Annotated in this window: 18 protein-coding genes; 14 read left to right on the top strand and 4 right to left on the bottom strand. The window is 57.9% G+C overall.

Translation table 11 applies throughout. The features are described 5' to 3' along the window. Window positions 1–88 precede the first annotated feature (88 nt). Window positions 89–376 (bottom strand): ArsR/SmtB family transcription factor, encoded by a 288-nt coding sequence (locus tag L1065_RS05200; protein ID WP_370641138.1) that lies wholly within the window; start codon window positions 374–376, stop codon window positions 89–91. A 103-nt stretch (window positions 377–479) separates the two neighbouring features. Here L1065_RS05200 and dnaE point away from each other — a divergent pair, with 103 nt between their 5' ends. Together dnaE and L1065_RS05190 are read left to right on the top strand one after the other, a co-directional pair. Next, window positions 480–3,989, top strand: coding sequence for a DNA polymerase III subunit alpha (gene dnaE, locus L1065_RS05195; protein ID WP_237094370.1), 3,510 nt, complete (start codon window positions 480–482; stop codon window positions 3,987–3,989). 86 nt (window positions 3,990–4,075) lie between these two features. After that, complete coding sequence (locus L1065_RS05190; protein WP_237094369.1) at window positions 4,076–5,227, top strand: hypothetical protein; 1,152 nt, start codon at window positions 4,076–4,078, stop codon at window positions 5,225–5,227. A 4-nt stretch (window positions 5,228–5,231) separates the two neighbouring features. Here L1065_RS05190 and L1065_RS05185 read toward each other — a convergent pair whose 3' ends face one another. Beyond that, window positions 5,232–5,438 carry a SlyX family protein gene (locus L1065_RS05185; RefSeq protein ID WP_237094547.1) on the bottom strand — a complete coding sequence of 69 codons (207 nt, stop codon included), beginning with the start codon at window positions 5,436–5,438 and terminating at the stop codon, window positions 5,232–5,234. A gap of 96 nt (window positions 5,439–5,534) precedes the next feature. Between L1065_RS05185 and hisS the strand changes: the two genes are divergently transcribed. From hisS to hisG, 3 genes are read left to right on the top strand one after another with little or no spacing between them, the layout of a single operon-like run. After that, the gene (hisS, locus tag L1065_RS05180) at window positions 5,535–7,025 is read left to right on the top strand and encodes a histidine--tRNA ligase (protein ID WP_237094368.1); all 1,491 of its coding nucleotides are present in this window, start codon (window positions 5,535–5,537) and stop codon (window positions 7,023–7,025) included. Beyond that, window positions 7,022–8,116 carry an ATP phosphoribosyltransferase regulatory subunit gene (locus L1065_RS05175; protein ID WP_237094367.1) on the top strand — a complete coding sequence of 365 codons (1,095 nt, stop codon included), beginning with the start codon at window positions 7,022–7,024 and terminating at the stop codon, window positions 8,114–8,116. The genes hisS and L1065_RS05175 overlap by 4 nt, the downstream gene beginning before the upstream one ends. Further along, complete coding sequence (gene hisG, locus L1065_RS05170; RefSeq protein ID WP_237094366.1) at window positions 8,113–8,805, top strand: ATP phosphoribosyltransferase; 693 nt, start codon at window positions 8,113–8,115, stop codon at window positions 8,803–8,805. The genes L1065_RS05175 and hisG overlap by 4 nt, the downstream gene beginning before the upstream one ends. Window positions 8,806–8,815: 10 nt before the next feature. Here the strand turns inward: hisG and L1065_RS05165 are convergent, their stop codons facing one another. After that, window positions 8,816–11,077 carry an adenosylcobalamin-dependent ribonucleoside-diphosphate reductase gene (locus L1065_RS05165; RefSeq protein ID WP_237094365.1) on the bottom strand — a complete coding sequence of 754 codons (2,262 nt, stop codon included), beginning with the start codon at window positions 11,075–11,077 and terminating at the stop codon, window positions 8,816–8,818. 134 nt (window positions 11,078–11,211) lie between these two features. Between L1065_RS05165 and L1065_RS05160 the strand changes: the two genes are divergently transcribed. From L1065_RS05160 to L1065_RS05125, 8 genes are all read left to right on the top strand, one after another. Continuing rightward, the gene (locus L1065_RS05160; protein ID WP_237094364.1) at window positions 11,212–11,643 is read left to right on the top strand and encodes a DUF1489 family protein; all 432 of its coding nucleotides are present in this window, start codon (window positions 11,212–11,214) and stop codon (window positions 11,641–11,643) included. A gap of 324 nt (window positions 11,644–11,967) precedes the next feature. Next, window positions 11,968–12,906 (top strand): Hint domain-containing protein, encoded by a 939-nt coding sequence (locus tag L1065_RS05155; RefSeq protein WP_237094363.1) that lies wholly within the window; start codon window positions 11,968–11,970, stop codon window positions 12,904–12,906. After that, window positions 12,885–13,814, top strand: a complete 930-nt coding sequence (locus tag L1065_RS05150; protein ID WP_237094362.1) for a lipid A-modifier LpxR family protein — start codon at window positions 12,885–12,887, stop codon at window positions 13,812–13,814. Before L1065_RS05155 ends, L1065_RS05150 begins: the two co-directional genes overlap by 22 nt. A gap of 173 nt (window positions 13,815–13,987) precedes the next feature. After that, the gene (locus L1065_RS05145; RefSeq protein ID WP_370641137.1) at window positions 13,988–15,010 is read left to right on the top strand and encodes a Hint domain-containing protein; all 1,023 of its coding nucleotides are present in this window, start codon (window positions 13,988–13,990) and stop codon (window positions 15,008–15,010) included. Window positions 15,011–15,142: 132 nt separating this feature from the next. Further along, a complete protein-coding gene (gene rpsD / locus L1065_RS05140; protein WP_237094360.1) occupies window positions 15,143–15,763 on the top strand; it encodes a 30S ribosomal protein S4 in 621 nt (206 codons plus the stop codon). Window positions 15,764–15,886: 123 nt separating this feature from the next. Then, window positions 15,887–16,972 carry a histidinol-phosphate transaminase gene (gene hisC / locus L1065_RS05135; RefSeq protein ID WP_237094359.1) on the top strand — a complete coding sequence of 362 codons (1,086 nt, stop codon included), beginning with the start codon at window positions 15,887–15,889 and terminating at the stop codon, window positions 16,970–16,972. After that, the gene (locus tag L1065_RS05130; RefSeq protein WP_237094358.1) at window positions 16,969–17,883 is read left to right on the top strand and encodes a prephenate/arogenate dehydrogenase family protein; all 915 of its coding nucleotides are present in this window, start codon (window positions 16,969–16,971) and stop codon (window positions 17,881–17,883) included. The genes hisC and L1065_RS05130 overlap by 4 nt, the downstream gene beginning before the upstream one ends. After that, window positions 17,880–18,497 carry an extensin family protein gene (locus L1065_RS05125; RefSeq protein ID WP_237094357.1) on the top strand — a complete coding sequence of 206 codons (618 nt, stop codon included), beginning with the start codon at window positions 17,880–17,882 and terminating at the stop codon, window positions 18,495–18,497. The genes L1065_RS05130 and L1065_RS05125 overlap by 4 nt, the downstream gene beginning before the upstream one ends. Here L1065_RS05125 and L1065_RS05120 read toward each other — a convergent pair. Then, window positions 18,494–19,495 carry a DUF2125 domain-containing protein gene (locus tag L1065_RS05120; RefSeq protein WP_237094356.1) on the bottom strand — a complete coding sequence of 334 codons (1,002 nt, stop codon included), beginning with the start codon at window positions 19,493–19,495 and terminating at the stop codon, window positions 18,494–18,496. The genes L1065_RS05125 and L1065_RS05120 overlap by 4 nt on opposite strands. A 69-nt stretch (window positions 19,496–19,564) precedes the next feature. On the opposite strand from L1065_RS05120, the gene L1065_RS05115 reads away from it, so the two are divergent. Then, window positions 19,565–20,098, top strand: a complete 534-nt coding sequence (locus tag L1065_RS05115; protein WP_237094355.1) for a gamma-glutamylcyclotransferase — start codon at window positions 19,565–19,567, stop codon at window positions 20,096–20,098. Window positions 20,099–20,160: the final 62 nt, after the last annotated feature.

Here is a 20,160-nt window from a genome sequence, read left to right as displayed (position 1 = left end):
ATGGGCCCCCTTCGATGCGGCGTAGAAGGGTCGTCGGTCAGCAAAACCCACCGCGTTGAGAAAATCAAGCCTGTTCCAACGGGCAGGCCTAGCTGTCGCGGTTTTCCCAAATTTCGCGCTGCCAGGCCAACCAGCCTTGCATGTCCATTATGCCAGCAACTTCCAGCGTGCAAATGCGCACGCGCCCCTTTTTGACTGTGCGCACAAGCCCTGCCTTTTCCAGCACTTGAAGATGGCGCAGAAAGGTCGGCAGCGCCATGTCATGCGGTTCGGCCAATGCGCTGACCGAACGCCCACCACGTGCCAAAGTTTCAACAATCGCGCGGCGGGTCGGATCGGAAAGGGCGCCGAAATATTTGGAATATGCATCACTCATATCGGGTGCCATGACGGGTCAGAACAGACGCGTCAACTCAGTTAGTCAAGCGGCTTAGCAATAGGCGCTTTTCTGTCCTGCAAGAGCCGCCTAATGTGTCACCATGAGCAGCCAACCCCGATTCATTCACCTTCGCACCCACACCGAATATTCTTTGTTGGAAGGCGCGATCCCTGTCAAAAAACTGCCCGCACTTGCCGCCGATGCGGGCATGCCTGCAGTCGCTGTCACCGATACAAACAATATGTTCTGTGCGTTGGAGTTTTCGGAAGGTGCGGCCAAAGCGGGTGTTCAACCCATTATCGGTTGCCAAGTGGATCTGGAATACGATCCCGCCCCCATCGGTGAAAAGCCACGCGCCCCTGCACCAATCGTCCTGCTGGCCCAGAACGAGGCTGGCTACGAAAATCTGATGAAGCTCAACAGCTTTCTTTATCTTGCCCACCCAGAGGAGGTGCCGCAGGTCAAACTGGACGAATTGGATGGACATTGCGAGGGGCTCATCTGTCTCACGGGCGGACCAGATGGTCCTATCGGGCGTTTGCTGCGCGGCGGGCAACGCCCCAAGGCCGAGGCCCTGATGCAGCGACTGGCCACCGCTTTTCCGGGCCGCCTTTATGTTGAGTTGCAACGCCACCCCACCGATGGTGGACTGCCCGAGCCTGAACAACAGTCAGAACGCGGCCATGTTGAGATGGCTTACGCGATGGATTTACCGCTTGTGGCGACCAATGATTGCTACTTTCCTAAAACCAAAATGTATGAAGCCCACGACGCTTTGCTGTGCATTGCGGATGGCGCCTATGTGGATCAACAAGCCCCGCGCCGCCGCTTGACGCCCGAACACTACTTCAAAACGCCCGCAGAAATGGCGACCCTGTTTGCCGACCTGCCCGAGGCTTTGGAAAACACCATCGAGATTGCGAAACGCTGCGCCTTCAAGGCTTACAAGCGCGATCCGATCCTACCAAGGTTTGCGGATGATGAGGTGCAGGAATTGCGCCGACAGGCAAATGAAGGGCTGCAGGAGCGCCTGAAGGTCATCCCCCATGCCGCCTCGGTTGAAGAGTATCAAAAGCGGCTCGATTTTGAGTTGGATATCATCGAGGGCATGGGCTTTCCGGGCTATTTTCTGATCGTTGCCGATTTTATCAAATGGGCCAAGGACCACGATATTCCCGTTGGTCCGGGGCGGGGGTCCGGGGCGGGTAGCCTTGTGGCCTATGCGCTGACAATCACCGACCTTGATCCGCTGCGCTACAGCTTGCTGTTTGAACGGTTTTTGAACCCCGAACGTGTGTCGATGCCCGACTTCGATATCGACTTTTGCATGGACCGCCGCGAGGAGGTCATTCGCTATGTGCAGGAAAAATATGGCCGCGATAAAGTAGGCCAGATCATTACATTCGGCGCGCTTTTGTCCAAAGCGGCGGTGCGTGATATCGGGCGCGTCTTACAGATGCCCTACGGCCAAGTGGATCGCCTGTCCAAGATGATCCCTGTTGAGGGGGTAAAACCCGTCAGCATCGAAAAAGCCTTGGCCACCGAAGAGCGTTTGCGCGAAGAAGCCAAGAATGAAGAGGTCGTGGACCGTCTTCTGACTTACGGCCAGCAGGTCGAAGGGTTGTTACGCAATGCATCGACGCACGCCGCGGGTGTGGTCATCGGGGATCGTCCTCTGGATGCGCTTGTCCCGCTCTATCAAGATCCGCGCTCTGACATGCCAGCGACCCAGTTTAACATGAAATGGGTTGAACAAGCCGGGCTGGTCAAATTCGACTTTCTGGGTCTCAAAACGCTGACGGTCATTCAAAATGCGGTCGATTTGATTGTTCGCAACCGCCCCCTTCATATCGCGGCCGACGGCACGCAGCTTTATGATCCTGCACAGGGCACCGAAAACGATATCAACGCGATCCCACTGGATGATGAGGCGAGTTACAACCTTTATGCCGCGGCCAAAACGGTTGCGGTGTTTCAGGTGGAATCCAGCGGCATGATGGACGCCCTGAAACGGATGCGACCGACCTGCATCGAAGATATCGTGGCGCTTGTGGCGCTATATCGTCCAGGCCCGATGGAAAACATCCCGCAATATTGTGACGTAAAAAACGGCCGCGCTGATCGTGAGAAACTGCACCCCACGATTGACCATATTCTGGACGAAACGCAGGGCATCATTGTTTACCAAGAGCAGGTTATGCAGATTGCGCAGGAAATGGCGGGCTATTCGCTTGGCGGCGCTGATCTGTTGCGTCGCGCGATGGGTAAAAAGATTCAGGAGGCGATGGATGCAGAACGCCCCAAATTCCTCAAAGGTGCTGCTGAAAACGGTGTGAACGAGAAAAAGGCGATCGAGGTTTGGAACCTTTTGGACAAGTTCGCCAACTATGGGTTCAACAAATCGCACGCCGCGGCCTATGCCGTGGTCAGCTATCAAACCGCATGGCTCAAGGCCAATCACCCGGTCGAATTTATGGCTGGTGTGATGAACTGCGATATCCATCTGACGGATAAGCTGGCCGTGTATTTTGAAGAGGTGAAAAAGGGGCTCAAACTGCCCTATGTGCCGCCATGCGTGAACCGCTCACAAGCGACGTTCGATGTTGCGCAGGGCGCTTTGGTCTATGGCCTTGGTGGTCTGAAAAACGTGGGCGTCGAAGCGATGCGCCTTTTGGTCGAAGGGCGGCAAGTTGACGGAAACGACAAACCTTTTGCCACCTTGTTTGACTTTGCGCGCCGCGTGGATCTGAAGCGCGTGGGCAAGCGACCGCTTGAGATGCTTGCACGGGCAGGGGCCTTTGATGTGCTGGACCCCAACCGCCGCAAGGTCTTTGACAGTTTGGATGCATTGGTCAACTATTCTGCCGCCATCCATGACCAGCGTAATTCCAATCAGGTCAGCCTGTTTGGCGAGGCCGGTGATGATTTGCCCGAGCCGCGCCTGAGCCCTGTGTCAGATTGGCTTCCCGCAGAAAAGCTGGATGAGGAAGCCAAAGCCATCGGCTTTTATTTGTCGGGCCATCCATTGGAAGACTATATGGTGCCGCTGAAACGCAAAGGCATCCTGACGCTTGATCAGGTAACGGAAAAAGCCCAAGGCGGCGCGTTCATCGCCAAACTTGCCGGCCGTATTTCTGGGCGGCAGGAACGGAAATCGGCGCGTGGCAACAGGTTCGCCTTTGTCCAGCTCAGCGATACCACAGGCGCCTATGAGGTCACGATGTTCAGCGACACGCTGGACAAATGCCGTGATCATCTTGAGACGGGCAGCAAGGTTGTTGTCACGGCCGAAGCGACGATGGAGAGCGATCAGCTTAAACTGCTGGCGCGGTCCGTGGCACCCATTGATGGCATTGTGGCCGATGCAGGGGGCGTCGGGCTCAAGGTCTTTATCGAAGAACAGCAGGCCGTCAGCACGGTTGCAACCGTCCTCAACAACGCCCGTGAAACGGTCACGCAAGGCGGCAAAGGACCGATCATTTTCTGTCTTATGTCCGAAGGGTTGCCTGGCGAGGTGGAAGTTGAACTCAAGGATTACTTCCCCGTAACACCACAAATAAAAGGCGCGATCAAAAGCCTGCCCGGGGTGGTTCTGGTGGAAGAAACCTAGGCAGTTTTTCGCAAGATACCGCGCGCAGAGTTGAAATACTGCGCGTGGAATGGCAAGGACGTCTCAACGTAATGCAGGACGTCCTTATGACCCGTTTACCCCTATTGATTTGCTTGGCGTCACTTGCCGCGTGTGGACCGACGTTTGAAGACGCGCCCAAGCTATCGGACGTTGAGGTCCAGACGTCCAGTGAGAGCGGCACTCCTGCAGCCGTTGTTGCCCCGCCATCAGATGCGGATATCGAAGCCGCCCTGCCGTCCCTCGTGGATGATATTGCGCAGCAAATTCAAACAAACAAAGGGGATGCAGAGCCCAAGCCGCGGCGGTCCCTTGTTGGATGGTTGCGCGACCGCAGCCTGCCAGATCCCGCCACCGCGCCCCAAGCACCCGTGGCCGAGCAAGATACACTAGCCGTCGTAGCGGACACAGGTGACACGGAAGAACAAACTCCGCAGGCTGAACTGGCCCAGACAGAGCCGCCACTTGCGCCAGAAGATACGCCCGAGCAAGCTGTAACAGATGCGCAATCAGACCCCGCCGGAGTGACGCAAGCCGCACCTGTGGCGCAGGCATCGTTATTTGGCATCTTCCGACGTCCGCAGGCCGCGTCGCCCGCAGATGTGACGCCCGCCGCCGATGCGCAGGTCACTCAAACCGCCGCCGCGGCCCCTACGCAAACGACACGTCCTGCCAACCCGTCTCGCCGTGGTGGTCTATTGCGCCGCAATGAACCAACAGGCCCTGACGCAAACGAAATCGCATTCGGAGAGACCGTGCCATACGGCGCAATTGCGCGTGTGTGTGATGCGCCCAAGCGCCGCCTTGGCACAGAAGTCGACAAATTCCCCGCACGCGGCACCGGCTACAGGCTGTTTGACAGCAACCCGTCGGGCACATCCTTGCGCGCGCATTATATCACCGGCTTCAAAGATGGCTGTGTGCGCCAGTTCACCGCGGCGACGGCGACATTCGGAACTACCGAAGGCCATGAGCGCATCCGCTATATGCCCGTCAACAAGTCCATCCCTTTTTCACAGACAGATCAAGCCTATGAAGCCCTCAAAACCCAAGAATGCCGTGTGGGCCGCAACCAACCCTGTGAAGGACGGCGCGAAGATAAATTCCGCCAGGCCACGGTTTTCATCACAGCCTACGGTAGTTTTGGTGGAAACCAGCGTTGGAATGACATTCTGATCCACGACGGCCAAGTGATCGAAAAATCCTATAAGGGTCGCTAATGCCCTACCAATGCGGCGGTTTTTGATCCGCAAGGGGGATCGTTCCGCCCTGATCATACTCGCGGCCCGCTTCACGCTCCATCAACATCTGAACACGGCGTGTCAGCAGATCAATTTCATTGGATTGGCGCGCCACGATATCCGAAAGCTCTTCGACGGTGCGGGTCAAATGGGCGATCTTTTCTTCTAAAGATGTGATGTCTTGTTCCATGAGCCGCATATAAGCCGCTTTGCAGGCGATTGCCACTGTTGCCCCCTTGCCCGTGCCACGTTAAACGGCGCGCAGATGATGACAGGAGGTGGCCCCATGGCCAAAGTCAAAAAAGCCCCCAAGCCCAAGGCGCTGCCGCCCAAAGGGTTTCGCGATTATTTCGGCGCAGAGGTGACAGAACGTGCCACCATGCTCGAACAGATTGCGGCTGTATATCATCGCTATGGATTTGACGCGCTGGAAAGCTCGGCGGTCGAAACCGTTGAGGCCTTGGGGAAATTCCTGCCCGATGTGGACCGCCCGAACGAAGGCGTATTTGCATGGCAGGAAGACGATGATGCGGCGTGGCTGGCGCTGCGCTATGATCTGACGGCGCCGCTGGCCCGCGTTTATGCGCAACACCGCAACGATCTGCCCACGCCGTACCGCCGCTATGCGATGGGTCCTGTGTGGCGCAACGAAAAGCCCGGGCCCGGGCGCTTCCGCCAGTTTTACCAGTGCGACGCGGACACGGTTGGCACCGCTTCCATGGCCGCTGATGCCGAGATTTGCGCACTGCTTGCCGATACGCTTGAGACGGTGGGCATCCCGCGCGGCGACTACATCGTGCGCGTCAACAACCGCAAAGTGCTGAACGGCGTTATGGAAGTCGCGGGTCTTGCAGGTGACGACAAGGCAGACGAACGCGGCATTGTCCTGCGCGCGATTGATAAACTTGACCGTCTGGGCATTGAAGGCGTGCGCGCGCTTTTGGGTGAAGGCCGCGAGGATGCCTCAGGCGACTTTACAAAAGGGGCGGGGCTTGGCGCGGATCAGGCGGAAGTCGTGATTGGTTTCATGCAGGCCAAACGTGACACAGGGGCTGATACAATTGCACGATTGCGCGAATTGGTGGGCGATAGCGCCACTGGTGGCGAAGGTGTGAACGAACTCGAAGAGATCGCAGGCCTTTTGACCGCAGGCGGATATGGCCCTGACCGTATCGAGATTGATCCTGCTGTCGTCCGTGGCCTCGGCTATTACACCGGCCCCGTTTTCGAGGCGGAACTCACATTCGAGATCCAAGATGAAAAGGGCCGTCCGCGTCAGTTTGGGTCCGTCGCAGGCGGCGGACGCTACGATGATCTGGTCAAACGCTTTACGGGCCAACAGGTGCCTGCGGTAGGCGTCTCAATCGGTGTGGACCGTTTGCTTGCGGCTCTGACCGCCAAGGGCCGCATCGGGGGCGCGCAGGCGCAAGGCCCTGTGGTTGTGACAGTGATGGACCGTGCGCGTCTGGCCGATTATCAGGCGATGGTCACCGAGCTACGACAGGCGGGCATCCGCGCGGAACTCTATCTGGGCAACCCCAAGAATTTCGGCAATCAGTTGAAATACGCCGATAAGCGCAAAAGCCCGGTCGCCGTGATCCAAGGGTCAGACGAGGCGGACAAAGGCATTGTGCAGATCAAAGACCTGATCCTCGGTGCGAAAATTGCTGAAGATGCCACACTGGATGAATGGCGCGATCGTCCGCAGCAATTCGAAATTCCCCGCGATCAACTGGTCAGCAAAGTGGCCGAAATCATCGCACAATACCAATCATGACGGCAGCTGCGGCATCCAAGGCGCTGGCCGCGTCGCTTTTTCAGGCGTTTGAGGCGCGGGGTGCATCGCGTGTGGAAACCGCGATCTTGCAACCCGCCGGCACGCTGCTGGATCTTTACGGCGAAGACATCCGCGCGCGCGCCTACACCACCTCTGATCCTTTGCGCGGCGAGCAGATGTTACGGCCCGATTTCACCGTTCCGGTGGTCCAGATGCATATGGATGGGGGGGCAGAGCCTGCCCGCTATTGTTACATGGGCGAAGTTTTTCGCCGCCAAGAAGACGATGATGCCCGCGCAAACGAGTATATGCAGGTGGGCTATGAGGCATTTGACCGGGATGCCGCAGCAGCGGATGCAGAAGTCTATGCGCTGTTCTCTGGTCTTTTGGAGCCTTACGACCTTACCCCCGTCACAGGCGATATCGGCCTGCTTACGGCGGCGGTCAAAGGGTTGCAGACCAGTGATGCACGCAAATCAGCATTGCTGCGCCATATCTGGCGGCCGCGCAAATTTCGCGCTTTGCTGGACCGTTTCGCCAAAAACACGGTTGTCACAGACGCCCGCGCATCTTTGTTGGCACAAGAAAACCCTTTTGATGGCGCCGCCCCCATCATCGGCAAACGAACAGCTGCGGAAATAACGGAACGGCTTGATCGGCTGCGCCGCGAGTTGGATACCCCGCCAATCAGCGCGGGTGAAGTGACCCTTCTCAATACGCTTTTGTCGCTTCGGGAAACGACCAGCAACGCACTCAGCCAGCTTCAGGACCTTGCTGTTGATATGCCAGCCCTGTCTGATGCTGTTGCACGGTTCGAAGCGCGCCTGGATGCACTGGCGCAAGCAGGGATTGATCCTGCACATCTGCCGTTTGAGGCCAGCTTCGGTCGCACCTCGATGGAGTATTATGATGGGTTCGTTTTTGGCTTTTCGGCAGCGTCCCATCCTGACTGGCCAGCGGTGGCATCGGGCGGTCGGTATGACGCACTGACCGAAGAGTTGGGCCGCATTGGTGAAACAGGACGCGCTATCCCTGCTGTCGGCGGGGTTATTCGCCCAGGCCTTTTGGCCGATCTGGAGGCCGAAGCATGATCAAACTTGGTATTCCCTCCAAAGGGCGCTTGATGGACAAGACCTTTGACTGGTTCGGCGCGCGTGGCGTAACGCTGTCGCGTTCTGGGGCAGAGCGTGAATATGCGGGCCGTGTCGAGGGGATCGAGGGGGTTGAGCTTGTTTTGCTGTCAGCGGGCGAAATTCCCCGCGAACTTGCGGCAGGCCGCATCAATCTGGGCGTTACAGGCAGCGATCTCGTGCGCGAAAAGCTGGCAAATTGGGACATGCGTGTGGCCGAACTGGCGCAGATGGGGTTTGGTTTTGCCGATCTGATTATCGCCGTGCCGCAGGCATGGATTGATGTTGAGACACTGGATGACCTTGATGCAGCGGCTGCACAATTTCGCTTAACCCACGGTCATCGGTTGCGCATTGCAACCAAATACCACCGGCTCGTTCGAGACCATCTTCGCGAGGCAGGCGTGGCGGATTATCAACTTGTTGATAGTCAGGGGGCCACAGAAGGCACGGTGAAAAATGAAACGGCTGAGGCGGTGGCAGACATCACTTCGACAGGGGAAACCCTGCGCGCCAATCACCTCAAAATCCTGTCAGGCGCGCCTGTTCACCGATCGCAAGCAACGCTTTTCAAATCGCTGACCGCGCCCTGTTCAGCCGAAGGCCGCGCGACCCTTCAAAAGCTCAAAGAACAACTGAAAATCGACTAACCCCAAAGGGTTAGCCGCATTTCGAGTGACCGCATGATGCGCAGGTCATACATCCTTCACGCATCTGCATGTCATACTGCCCACAACTTGGGCAGGCTTTTCCGCGTCCTTCGATCAGGTTGACCACTTGGGCTTGCGGATCACTTTTCAGCCCCATGCCTTCGGCTTCGATCATGCCAATGGCGATCAAGTGCTTTTCGATCACGCCACCAATCGCGGCCAGAATGGAGGGCACATATTTGCCCTGCATCCACGCGCCACCGCGCGGGTCAAACACGGCCTTCAGCTCTTCGACCACAAAGGTGATGTCCCCGCCACGGCGGAACACAGCACTGATCATACGCGTCAGGGCGACGGTCCACGCAAAGTGTTCCATATTCTTGGAGTTGATGAACACTTCAAACGGGCGGCGCTGCGGGCCGACCATGATGTCGTTGATCGTGATGTAGATGGCGTGCTCGCTGTCTGGCCACTTGAGCTTGTAGGTCGCGCCCTCCAATTCCTGCGGGCGGTCCAATGGCTCGGACAAGTAAACGACATCCGCGCCTGTCTCGGCTTCTGGCACGCTCTCGGTGGTCTCCGACACACTCAGCACCGATCCTGTCACATCATTGGGGCGGTATGTTGTGCAGCCTTTGCAGCCCGTGTCCCACGCCTCCATATAGACGTCCTTGAAGTCGCTAAAGCTGATGTCTTCGGGGCAGTTGATCGTTTTGGAAATGCTGCTGTCGATCCACTTTTGCGCCGCCGCCTGCATGCGGACGTGATCCAGCGGGGCAAGGGTTTGCGCGTTGACAAAATGGTCAGGCAAGTCTTTGTCGCCGAACTTTTCACGCCACATCTGCACGGCATAGTCGACCACTTCTTCTTCGGTGCGGCTGCCGTCTTTTTGCAAGACCTTGCGGGTGTAGGCATAGGCAAACACAGGTTCGATCCCCGAACTGACATTGCCCGCATAAAGGCTGATCGTGCCTGTTGGCGCGATTGAGGTCAGCAATGCGTTGCGGATGCCATGCGTGCGGATCGCGTCTTTGACGTCTTTGTCCATCGGCTCCATTGCGCCGCTGGCCAGGTATTTGTCCGCGTCAAACAGAGGGAACGCGCCCTTTTCCTTGGCCAGATCAACCGAGGCCAGATATGAGGCGCGCGCAATCGCATGCATCCATTCGTCGGTTTTGGCTGCCGCCTCCTCTGAGCCATAGCGCAGCCCAACCATCAAAAGCGCATCGGCCAGTCCCGTCACACCCAGACCAATGCGACGTTTGGCTTGGGCCTCTTGCGCTTGCGCCTCCAACGGGAAGCGGCTGGCATCTACCACATTGTCCATCATCCGCACCGCGACAGCGACCAGATCGGTCAGCTTGTCGTTGTCCAGTTTTGCACCATCCTCAAAGGCATTCTCTACCAGCTTGGCCATGTTGATCGAGCCAAGCAAACAGGCGCCATAGGGGGGCAGGGGTTGTTCGCCACACGGGTTGGTCGCCGCAATCGTTTCGCAATATTGCAGGTTGTTCGCTGCATTGATGCGGTCGATGAAAATCACACCGGGTTCGGCATAGTCATAGGTCGACTGCATGATCTGGTCCCACAGATCGCGGGCCTTAACGGTTTTGTAAGTTGTTCCGTCGAATATGAGGTCCCATGTGGTGTCGGCTTTTACGGCTTCCATGAAAGGATCGGTGATCAACACGGATACATTGAACATGCGCAACCGCGCGGCGTCGGACTTGGCTGTGATGAAGTCCTCGATGTCGGGATGATCACATCGCATCGTGGCCATCATGGCGCCGCGGCGGGAGCCGGCAGACATGATGGTGCGGCACATCGCGTCCCAAACATCCATAAACGACAACGGGCCAGAGGCATCTGCGGCCACGCCTTTGACGCCCGCGCCCTTTGGCCGGATGGTCGAAAAATCGTATCCGATCCCGCCACCTTGCTGCATGGTCAGCGCCGCTTCCTTGAGCATATCAAAGATACCGCCCATACTGTCGGGGATCGTTCCCATCACAAAGCAGTTGAACAGTGTGACCGACCGTTCGGTGCCCGCGCCGGCTGTGATGCGGCCTGCGGGAAGATATTTGAAATCCGACAGCGCGTCGTAAAACACGCCTTCCCACTTTGCAGGATCCTTTTCGACCGACGCCAAAGAGCGCGCGATGCGGCGCCACGTGTCTTCGACTGTCTGGTCGATCGGTGTGCCATCGGCTTCTTTAAAGCGGTACTTCATGTCCCAGATTTGTTCAGCAATCGGTGCAGTGAAATGGCTCATGACACGTGTTCCTTTGTTTGGCAGATACACACAATAGCTTGATGGCCCATTCGTTTCCAGTGAATTTCACACTATATCTTGGGGTGTGATGGATTCGCAGGGGAGAAAGCCGTGGGCAAGCAGGGGGATAAGCTGTGGATAAAACCGTAAACCTGATCAAGCTGTCCGTTGGCACCGAAAATGTCGAAGGGCTGGCGGCGTGGCAGGCGACGAAACGTGCGCAAGACCCCGCAGGAAACCCGCGTCATGTAACGCGGATGTGGCCCAAACGCGAAGCGGAAATCCTGAACGGCGGGTCGATCTATTGGGTCATCAAAGGGGTCATCCAGTGCCGTCAAACCATTCTAAGGCTTGACGAATATATCAGTGCGGACGGTATCAGGCGATGCGCGATTGTGCTGGACCCCAAGCTGATCCGCACCGAAACAGCGCTCAAACGCCCCTTTCAGGGATGGCGCTATCTGCCTGTGGAGGACAGCCCCGCAGACCTGTCCGAAGCCCGCGCAAATGAAGCCAGCCTGCCGCCCGAACTGAGCGCCGCGCTGGCCGATATCGGGGTCCGCTAAACCGCGTTAACCTTTGCAAAATGGTCCAAAAACGACATGTATGGCTTGGCGTCTGCTGGGGGTATGGCAATGCGTCAGACGTTCGGCCATTTGCGATTTACGCAACACCTGTGGTTAACGGGCAGAACGGTGGGTGTTGCACGGTTTTGATCAAAAGCTTGCGCAATAGGGGCGGGGTCACGGGCGCTGTGTTGTGCGCCGATGCAGAAAATGGCGGGTTTGGGCCCAAAGCGACTGATGCGGCGGCGCGTTTTACGCAATCTTAAGACGATGCAGATAGTCCCCTTTGGCGCGCAATGAACGCTTCAAAGATGGACCTACCGCATGGCAGTACTCACCGTTGGTGCAGGCGAAACCTATGAGACTCTCTCGGCCGCGCTTGCCGCTGCGGGTGATGGGGACACCATTGTCTTGCAGGCGGGAACATACGATGAAAATGTTGCGATCACCCAAGATAACCTGACGATCACGGGTGATCCCGCAGCACCCGGCGGGGCGGCTGATGTTGTTTTGCGCGGGCTTGTCGATGTGAACGGCTCGGACCTCAGCCTTGAGGGGTTTTCGATCGAAACCAGATCGGCAGGGTCGGGTGGCAACGACAATCTGATCGACGCCAGGGATGGATCGGGGCTTTCACTCGATGGAATGATTGTTGCGGTGTCCAAAAATCAGGCTGGCGAATTGATGCGCGGCGTATGGTCGAAAGGTGATCTGACCATCACAGATACCGTCATGACCCGAGCGGGCAACGCCGCAGATACGGGGGCGGGGCGCGAACTTGTCCGCGTCGAAGGCACAGACAGTGTCACCTTCACCAACAGTGATATCAGCGGCCAGCCTGTCAACGTCAATGATGTCACCGTGACGGACGATGGGGCTGGAAACGCCAAGCTGACATTTCCAAATGGCGAATCCATTGTGCTGCAAGGCACTTCTGTGGCGCAGTTCAGCAGTGCTGCGTCCTTGAACGCCGTCGGTATTCCGTGTTTCACAAGCGGAACCTTCATCCAGACCCCAAGGGGGCAAAGGCTGATCGATCATTTGCGCGTCGGTGATCTGGTCAGCACGTGTGACAACGGCCCCCAACCGATCCGCTGGATCGGCAAAGGCCTCGGGCAGCATTGTCCCGCAAAGCGTGCTACAGCGGCAGCGAACCATTCTTCATTTACCCAAGTTGTAGAAAACGCTGGTCAGGGAGTCTGCGCTTTGGCAAGTAGGGGCAACTTTGATTTGAGGTTGCTATGCGCTTTTTTGCCTGTCTGACGATTTGTTCGGTGGTTTTGCTTTTGGCGGGACTTGGGGCGCCATCGGTGGCGCAGGATCGGGGCAAGATCGGTTCGGCGCGATTGTTCAACAATGACGCCTTTGGCGATGGGGACGACCGTTGGCGCACCAGCAGCTATCAGTGGGGGCAGGTGCGTGCGCGATCGGATTGGACGGGTGCGCGGCCTTTGGCCTTTGGCGATATTGTCGAATACCGCTACCGTTCGGAGATTATTGCGCCGCGTGATATCGGGGCGCTGGACCCCGCCGACCGACGGTATTCAGGGGTGCGCGGTCTGGGCGCGCATACGCATTTTGCGCGCAGGGGATATGAGATCAGCACCGGCGTTGATCTGCTGTTTACGGGCGAGCAGACAGGTGCGGGCGATTTGCAAAAGTGGTTTCACAAGCTGATTGGTCAGCCGCAGCCGATTGATGCGGTTTTGGACAATCAAATTCCAAATGCGATCCATCCGACACTGACCTTTGATATTGCGCGGTCGGTGCCTGTTGGCCAAACCGCGCTGGTGCGTCCGTTTGGCGAAGTGATGTACGGGATCGAGGATCTGGCCCGTGTGGGTGTGGATTTTGTCATGGGTGCGGATGTGCGCCAGCAGCTTTTGGTGCGTGACGCGGTGACGGGCACGCTTATTTTAGGCACGCCAACGCAGACAGCAGGCTTTTCGCTGATCATGGGGGCGGATACGGCCTTTGTGAATGACAGCGCGTTTTTCACCGATGGCACGGGCCCCGAGGTGAAAGACCAGCGCAGCCGCGCGCGTGTGGGCGTGGATTGGCAGGGCAAACGGATGGGGGCGTATTTCGGACTGACCTATCTGAGCGAGGAATTTGAAGGTCAGAGCGAGGGGCAGGTTTTGGGCTCTGTCAACCTCAGCGTGAGTTTTTGATCACAGCTGGATTTTTGGCGACATTAAACTCTTCCCACAAGCCGTTGTTTCGGTTAACAAATAGTTAATAAAAAAAGACTGAGGCAGAGTTTAGAGCAATGATAACGGGCTTTCGAGGCGCGTTTGTCATCTCATGGACGCAAACAGAAGTAGATGGACTGCCGGACGCACCGGTGGCCAATTTAAATGCAGGCGCATCTTGGGCATGGCACGGAGAAGCTGTGCGCGTGGACGGGCCGAACGACATTTTGCTTTTGGAGCAGTCCGAGGGGCAAGCGGATTTACACCGCCGTGCTGCACGCATGGTGCAACGGCTGGTTGGCGCGGCACTGGCGCCGATTGCGGCAGATCATGATCGCGGCGATGTCGACGATCTGGGGGCGTTGACCAGCACATTCACCCTGACCGACGGGTCGCAACGGTTTTTGGCCAGCATGATCCATGTGGGTGCGGGCAAGCCGCCGCTTTTGATGTTTGTGAATGAATTGCCGCCGCGCGATCTGGACCTGTGGGTTGTCACAAGCAATCTGTCGCCAAATCCTGTGCACCGCACGGGCGATGATACGGGCGGTGTGATCTGTTTTACCCCCGGCACGTTGATCGAGACCGAAGTGGGCGAAGTGCCTGTCGAATTGCTGACCGAGGGCGACCGCATCCTGACCAAGGACAACGGACCACAGCCGATCGTCTGGCGCGGCCATCGGCGCATGACGGGCGCGCGTCTGTTTGCCATGCCGCATCTGCGCCCTGTTCGGATCAAGGCCAATGCGCTGGCCGAGGATGTCCCTGACGCGGATTTGCTGGTCTCGCCCGAACATCAGATTGTGCTGCGCGGCCAAACTGCCAAGCGATTGTTCAATGAAACCGAAGTTCTGGTGGCGGCCAAAGAGCTGACCAACGGGCGCACGATCATCACCGATCATGCGGTGCGCGAGGTCACATACATCCATCTGATGCTGGAACAGCACCAGGTGCTGTGGGCCAATGGGATCGAGACCGAGAGCTTTCATCCCTCTAACACATCGCTTGATATGGTGGCCGAGGACCAGCGCGACGCTTTGTTCGAACGCTTTCCGCATTTACGCGACACGCCTGATAGCTACGGGGCCTTTGCACGGCGCAGCCTGTCGCGATCAGACGTGGCTATTCTGGCACATGACAGCCGCGAGCAGGTGGCACGCCGCAGCTTTGGCTAAGGTCTGTTGACAGCACGGGAATCCCACGTATAAGCGCGGCTTCATTGGTGTTGGTGGCCCCCGCAAGGGGATGCCTGTCGGGGTTCGCCCAAAGGACAACGCCCTTTTGACACTTACAAAAGGAGATCAGCCGTGACCAAACGCACGTCTGCCAAATACAAAATCGACCGCCGCATGGGTGAAAACATCTGGGGTCGTCCAAAATCACCCGTCAATCGCCGCGAATATGGCCCCGGCCAGCACGGTCAGCGCCGCAAGGGCAAATTGTCGGACTTCGGTCTGCAGTTGCGTGCCAAGCAGAAGCTGAAAGGCTACTACGGCGATCTGACTGAAAAGCAGTTCAAACGCATCTACGTGGAAGCGGCCCGTGTTAAAGGTGACACAGGCGAAAACCTGATTGGTCTGCTGGAACGTCGTCTGGACGCCGTTGTTTACCGCGCCAAGTTTGTTGCGACTGTTTTTGCAGCACGCCAGTTCGTGAACCACGGCCACGTGCGTGTGAATGGCCAGAAGGTCAACATCCCGTCCTACCGTGTTAAAGAAGGTGACGTGATCGAAGTGCGCGACCGTTCCAAGCAAATGGCGGCTTTGATCGAAGCGACACAACTGCCTGAGCGTGATGTGCCTGACTACATCGATGCCGACCACTCGAAAATGAAAGCGACGTTTGTGCGCACCCCGGGTCTGGGCGATGTGCCTTACCCTGTGCAAATGGAACCAAACCTCGTTATCGAATACTACGCACAGAACTAAGCGTCGTATCTGTCACGATTTTCAAAGGCCGCTCCATCGGGGGCGGCCTTTTTGGTTTGTCCCTCTGGTCAGCGGCGGGACGCTTGGCTAGACAGGGATGAACCGCTTTTAGAGGCCTCTGTTATGACAAAGCTGACACCACAACCGGGCATTATGGACATCGCGCTATATCAGGGCGGGGCCAGCCATGTGGAGGGCGTGTCAAATATCGTCAAACTGTCGTCGAACGAGAACCCCTTTGGCCCGCCCGTATCGGCGCAAGAAGCGTTCAAGCGCGAGGCAGGTCAGCTTCACCGTTATCCCCCCACCGATCACCGCGCATTGCGTGAGGCGATAGGCGAGGTCCACGGTCTGAACCCTGCGCAGATCATCTGCGGTGTGGGCAGTGACGAGATTATCACCTTCCTGTGTCAGGCCTATGCAGGCCCCGGCACCGAGGTTTTGCATACCGAACACGGGTTTGCGATGTACCGCATCAGCGCGTTGGCTGCGGGTGCCACCCCTGTTGAGGTCAAAGAGCACGAACGCACCACAGATGTAGATGCGATCCTTGCGGGGGTCACGGATAAGACGCGGCTGGTGTTTATTGCCAACCCCAACAATCCCACGGGCACAATGATCTCGAACGCGCAGATCAAACGGTTGGCCGATGGCATCCCGCCTTCATGTCTTTTGGTGCTGGACGGGGCCTATGCGGAATATGTCGAAGGCTATGATGGCGGTGCTGCGCTGGTGCACAAACGGCAGAATGTCGTGATGACACGCACGTTTTCAAAGATGTATGGCCTTGGCGGGCTGCGTGTCGGGTGGGGGTATGCGCCGCAGGCGGTGATTGATGTGCTGAACCGTGTGCGCGGGCCGTTCAACCTGTCGACGCCTGCGCTGGCCGCGGCTGAGGCCGCGGTGCGCGATCTGGACTACGCAGAACGCTGCCGCGCGGAGAACACCAAATGGCGGGCGTGGTTGGCCGAAGGGCTGGCGGAATTGGGCGTGCCGTCAGACACGTCGACCGCGAATTTCATCCTTGCGCGGTTCGGGTCAGAGGCCGAGGCACATGCCTGCGATGATCACCTGAAAAGCGAAGGTATTCTTGTGCGCCGCGTGGGCGGCTATAATTTGCCAAACTGTTTGCGGATCACCGTGGGCGACGAGGCCAGCTGCCGGCGCGTAGTGCATGCGGTGCGCCAATTCAAAGAGAGCCAGTCATGATTTATGAACGCGTCGCCCTGATCGGTCTGGGCCATATTGCATCTTCCATGTTTTGGGGCATGAAGCGTGCAGATTTGGTGGGCGAGGTCTATGGCTTTGCGCGCTCAGCTGAGACGCGCCAGACGGCACGCGACATTGGCCTGTGCGATAGGGTCTGTAACACGATTGAAGAGGCGGTTACAGACGCTGATCTGGTCGTGCTTTGCGTGCCAGTTGGGGTGATGGGCGATGTCGCAGAACAGATTGCGCCGCACTTGAAAGCGGGGGCAACGGTGACGGATGTCGGCTCGGTCAAGCGGGCTGTGATTGATGCGGTCGGTCCGCATATCCCCAAGGGCGTGCATTTTGTGCCAGCGCACCCTCTGGCTGGCACGGAACATTCGGGGCCGACATCGGGGTTTGCGGAACTGTTTGATGGTCGTTGGTGCCTTATCGTGCCGTCTGATGGCGCTGATGAGGCGGCGGTTGCCAAGCTGCGCGCGCTTTGGGAGGGCATGGGCAGCAAGGTCAACACAATGGACGCGGAGCACCATGATTTGGTGCTGGCCGTGACCAGTCACGCGCCGCACCTGATTGCCTATACGATGGTCGGTGTTGCCGATGATTTGCAACGCGTCAGCGACAGCGAAGTGATCAACTATTCGGCCACAGGGTTTCGCGATTTTACGCGTATTGCGGCCAGTGATCCGACGATGTGGCGCGATGTCTTTTTGACCAACAAGGAAGCAACCCTGGAAATTCTGGGGCGTTTCACCGAAGAGCTGTTTGCCCTGCAACGGGCCATTCGGACAGGCGACGGCGATCATCTGCACGACTATTTCACCCGCACGCGGGCCATTCGGCGTGGCATCATCGAAGCGGGCCAAGACACGGATGCGCCGAACTTTGGGCGTACGGCAGGGCGCAAATGATCCGCGCGCTTGCTGCCCTTTCGGTTGTTCTGTTTGTCGGGCAGGCCTGCGCCAACATCGAGCGATCACCACGCCCCGAAGCGCGCAATGCGGCAGGGCCAACGGTTTGCAATGACCCTGCGATTGAAGGGGTTGTCGTGCCCAAGATCGAAGGACGGATTGCCCAATGTGGTATCGAAAACCCTGTGCGCATCACAGCCGTTGCGGGCGTGCAACTGAGCCAAGCAGCCACCGTGGATTGCAACACTGCACGGGCGTTGCGCGGTTGGGTGTCGGACGCAGCGGTCCCGGAATTTTCCGATCGCGGTGGTTTGGCGCAGCTTGAGGTGGCGGCCCATTACGTGTGTCGCACCCGCAATCACAGGCCCGGGGCAAAGATCAGTGAGCACGGCAAAGGCCGCGCGATTGATATTTCGGGATTTACCCTGCGCACGGGCGAGACGGTCACGCTTTTGAACGGCTGGAACAGCAAGGATGGCAAACGTCTGCGTGCGCTTTGGCGTGCGGCCTGCGGTCCGTTTGGCACAGTGCTTGGACCTGAATCAGACCGCTTTCACAAAGATCATTTTCATTTTGATACAGCGCAGTATCGCTCTGGCAGTTACTGCCGCTAGCGCAACATGATGCGCGGTGCGGGGCCGATGGGCAGCGGACCTATGGCCATGCGCCCGTTGCGAAAGCTCAGTGGCACATCAAGGGTTTGGCTGTTGCCCGAAAGACCTGACAAAACCTCGAGCCCGCGTTCGACCATTGGCAGGATTTCAGACGGCAGAAGGCCCGCGTTTTCGGCCACGTCAAGCATCTGACGCCAGTTGCGAGCCTTGATGCCAATCTCGCCCGTGGGGACGCCGTTTTCGTCGACTTGCAAGGTGCCAGCGGCCCGTAGATCAAGGGGACCCCAACTGGCCGATAGCAGTTTGAGGTCAATGGATGTGGGTTGTGGGCGGGCGCGTTCGATTGCGAAGCGGTCCCAAGGAGCATCGAAGCCGATGGTGCTGTCGATGGTCATCCCTTCAATGGCGGTGGGCAGCAAACCTGCAGGATCCAGCAGGCCGCGCAGGGCAGGGGGCAGCGCAACGGTTTTGAGTTGTGCATAAAGGTCATTGGACAGGACCATGTCAGGTGTCTGGCGCAGGGCAATGCTGCCTTCCCCGATGGTCGTTTCCCCCAGTTGCGAATGGGCAAGTGTAAGGGCCGCGACCTCAAAATTTGCGGTTTGCAGCGTCAGGTCGGGGCCAGCCTCAAAGACCATTGAGGCCCGTGTATCATTGCTGGACAGCGCGATCCGCGCGTTGGGTGATGCAAGGCTATGGTCTGGCGGCCAGACGGCAATGATGTGATTGGGCCGATAGGACAGGGCAAAAACCTGAAAGAACGGCGCGGTCCAGACCCATCCTGTTTCGGGGTCGGCCAGTTCGATGTCTGTCAGCGTGGTGTCAAAGCGTGACGGGAAGCCGCGTGTTTCAATAGCGCTTGTTTCGGCGATCCACCCGTCTTGCGCGCGGTCATTGAACCACTGGGTTGCGGCGCGTTCTGTTGCGGCCGCGCCGATGAACCAGTAGCCTGCATAAAGCACGGCCAGCGTTGTCACTATTCCCAAAATCCACCGCATCGTCACCGCCCTGATTGCATATTGTGCTGGCCCCGTATTTATAGGGCGCAGAATGGAAGGGCCAGCGAGATGACAAAAGAGCTTTGGGTTTTTGGATACGGATCGCTTGTGTGGAACCCGGGCTTTGACGTGGCCGAGCAGGTGATCGGCACGTTGCATGGGTTTGCGCGCTCGTTCTGCATGCGGTCCATCCATCATCGCGGCACCCAAGATGACCCTGGTTTGGTGCTGGCGTTGGACGCCCAAGACGGCGCGGCCTGTCAAGGGGTTGGTCTGCGCGCGGGCGGCGATGCCGACGCGGTGTTGACCTATTTGCGAGAGCGCGAGTTGATTTCGTCGGCCTATCTGGAAACCTGGCAACCTGTGACGCTGGCCGATGGCCGCGACGTTGAGGCTGTGACCTATATCATCGATCCCCATCACGAGCAGTATTGCGCGGGGCTAAGCCTTGAAGATCAGGCGCAGATCATTGCCAAGGCTGTGGGCGGGCGCGGCCCGAATACCGAGTATTTGTGGAATACGGCCACACATTTGCACAGCCTTGGGATCAATGATCCCGACCTTGATTGGCTATCGGGGCGTGTCCGCGCATTGGCGGGTTAACGCTTTCTTTGCACGGTTTTGGCAGGTAAGGTCATGCCAGCAGTGACAACAAAAAGCGTCAG

This window comes from Nereida sp. MMG025 (assembly GCF_021654165.1).
In the GTDB taxonomy this organism is placed as follows: domain Bacteria; phylum Pseudomonadota; class Alphaproteobacteria; order Rhodobacterales; family Rhodobacteraceae; genus Nereida.
The sequence above is the reverse complement of the archived record's forward strand: the minus strand, read 5'-3'. Positions and strand labels throughout refer to the sequence as shown.

Bases quoted from the DNA above. Each gene is read 5' to 3' on its own strand.
- L1065_RS05165 (WP_237094365.1), bottom strand. From the start codon at position 11,077: ATGAGCCATTTCACTGCACCGATTGCTGAACAAATCTGGGACATGAAG.
- dnaE (WP_237094370.1), top strand. From the start codon at position 480: ATGAGCAGCCAACCCCGATTCATTCACCTTCGCACCCACACCGAATAT.
- L1065_RS05200 (WP_370641138.1), bottom strand. From the start codon at position 376: ATGAGTGATGCATATTCCAAATATTTCGGCGCCCTTTCCGATCCGACC.
- hisC (WP_237094359.1), top strand. From the start codon at position 15,887: ATGACAAAGCTGACACCACAACCGGGCATTATGGACATCGCGCTATAT.
- L1065_RS05115 (WP_237094355.1), top strand. From the start codon at position 19,565: ATGACAAAAGAGCTTTGGGTTTTTGGATACGGATCGCTTGTGTGGAAC.
- L1065_RS05190 (WP_237094369.1), top strand. From the start codon at position 4,076: ATGACCCGTTTACCCCTATTGATTTGCTTGGCGTCACTTGCCGCGTGT.
- L1065_RS05130 (WP_237094358.1), top strand. From the start codon at position 16,969: ATGATTTATGAACGCGTCGCCCTGATCGGTCTGGGCCATATTGCATCT.
- L1065_RS05175 (WP_237094367.1), top strand. From the start codon at position 7,022: ATGACGGCAGCTGCGGCATCCAAGGCGCTGGCCGCGTCGCTTTTTCAG.
- hisS (WP_237094368.1), top strand. From the start codon at position 5,535: ATGGCCAAAGTCAAAAAAGCCCCCAAGCCCAAGGCGCTGCCGCCCAAA.
- L1065_RS05120 (WP_237094356.1), bottom strand. From the start codon at position 19,495: ATGCGGTGGATTTTGGGAATAGTGACAACGCTGGCCGTGCTTTATGCA.
- L1065_RS05125 (WP_237094357.1), top strand. From the start codon at position 17,880: ATGATCCGCGCGCTTGCTGCCCTTTCGGTTGTTCTGTTTGTCGGGCAG.
- L1065_RS05150 (WP_237094362.1), top strand. From the start codon at position 12,885: ATGCGCTTTTTTGCCTGTCTGACGATTTGTTCGGTGGTTTTGCTTTTG.
- L1065_RS05185 (WP_237094547.1), bottom strand. From the start codon at position 5,438: ATGGAACAAGACATCACATCTTTAGAAGAAAAGATCGCCCATTTGACC.
- L1065_RS05155 (WP_237094363.1), top strand. From the start codon at position 11,968: ATGGCAGTACTCACCGTTGGTGCAGGCGAAACCTATGAGACTCTCTCG.
- hisG (WP_237094366.1), top strand. From the start codon at position 8,113: ATGATCAAACTTGGTATTCCCTCCAAAGGGCGCTTGATGGACAAGACC.